Source organism: Photobacterium sanguinicancri, assembly GCF_002265265.1.
GTDB lineage: Bacteria > Pseudomonadota > Gammaproteobacteria > Enterobacterales > Vibrionaceae > Photobacterium > Photobacterium sanguinicancri.
The window spans coordinates 1-1,607 of the sequence record NZ_NOIF01000349.1; the positions used below are offsets into that span (position 1 = coordinate 1).

Below are 1,607 nucleotides of genomic sequence, written 5' to 3' on the forward strand. Positions count from 1 at the left end.
ATTTAAATTAGACAACCTGCAAAACCTGTAATTATAGGTTTTGCAGGTGTTGCAGGTTTAATCAGCAGTAATCAGGATGTACCAAGTACATTTTACGCGGTTTACTTACTTGCTTAATATATCCATTTTTTTCAAGAATTTGTAAAGCTCGATTACGATCTTCCGATTTTAATAATCCTTTCCAATCTTTTTGACTCAGCTCCTGCTTTGTGAAGCTCCCTTTAAATTTATGCAGATTGTTAATTAAAGATTTAACACTAACATCATTCACACCACGAGCAAACGCAACAATTTTATTGGAATGTGTGATTAAATATTCTAACCACTTCAAAGCTAATTGTAGACTGTATTCTGTAACCTTTTGTGATGGTGTAAATTGTTCAGACTTGCACCTTGCTGCCTCTTCACTAAGATGAAAAACTAGTGCCAACTTAGCTACTAAGGCAGGATATTTCCCTCTGATCGACTGCACATCACAAGCTAACTCATTTAGGTTTGTTGTAAATTCACAAGCCCAATCATTCCATATTTTTTGCGCTTCATCGCTAAAATCATAATCTTTTGGTTCATATTCTCCTAATTCAGCCAATTTTAAAAATACCGATTTAACTTTCTCTACATCACTGTTATCTCCCTCAATGTCTGTATAAATACAATTATTAGATTCAGGAAATACCGCTAGTTGAAATCTCTCAAAAAAACCATCATCAGCCTTACCATTATCTCGAGCATGAAGTATTGGTTCTAGCACCTTTGGTTGAATTCCTCCAAGTATAGAAATATGAACACTTTCAAGTTTTACATTATCCCTGCCAATCCGCTCCTGTGTGTAAGGCGTTTTAGAGGCATTAAATCCTTCGAGAAATAGGGATCTCTCTTGTTCACGACCTTGTTTATTCATTCCATAAAATAATCCACTAATTTCATCTCGATAAATCAAAATACCAAAAGGATTTGTTGCTAGCCTAAGGATTACAGCTTCTGGAGTTGCATCTGTTAAAAGAATATTCCTTTCTGCATAAGATTTTTTAGTTAACATTGAGAGCTCATCAATCAACTCTAGTCCTTTTTCCTCATCACCTTTTTCAAAGGCTATTTTTGCTTTTTCTTCTAAACCTTTCTCCCTTTTAGTAATAATCTCATTTTCAATTTTTTGCCTTTCAACATTTTTAAAGTTAAAGATATCAATACGGCTTTTTTGCACATAAGACACTAGATCGATAGGCTTTTCCATCAGTGGCGTTTTATAATCGGATGGTTTACCAATTCCAATCCCCCATACTGCTGGGCGAATACTCCAGCCCTTATCAAACTTCTTTGGGCGGATTGAAGAGGTTCCTCCAATTAATGATGCTACCGTAACAACCAATGACATTGCCAAATAATCTGGATTAGCATTGTTTATTTTTTTTGCTTCACCATAAACATATTCTTGAAAACAAAATGGTAGCATATCCTTTTGTAGAGGCATTGCTACGACTCCATTTCCATTTAATTCTTTAACATCCCCCCATTCAATCTCTTGAGAAGTTTTTGATTTCTGATTGTTACTATCAAAGAGAACATTTTTATCCATATTTTGAACCTCCATACATGAGGTATTAATT

The 1,607-nt window shown here is 34.6% G+C and carries 1 protein-coding gene; it reads right to left on the minus strand.

What is annotated here, in order from left to right:
* Positions 1-61: 61 nt before the first annotated feature.
* A partial coding sequence (locus ASV53_RS23935; RefSeq protein ID WP_205049234.1) for a DUF3987 domain-containing protein occupies positions 62-1,607 on the minus strand: 1,546 nt, incomplete at its 5' end.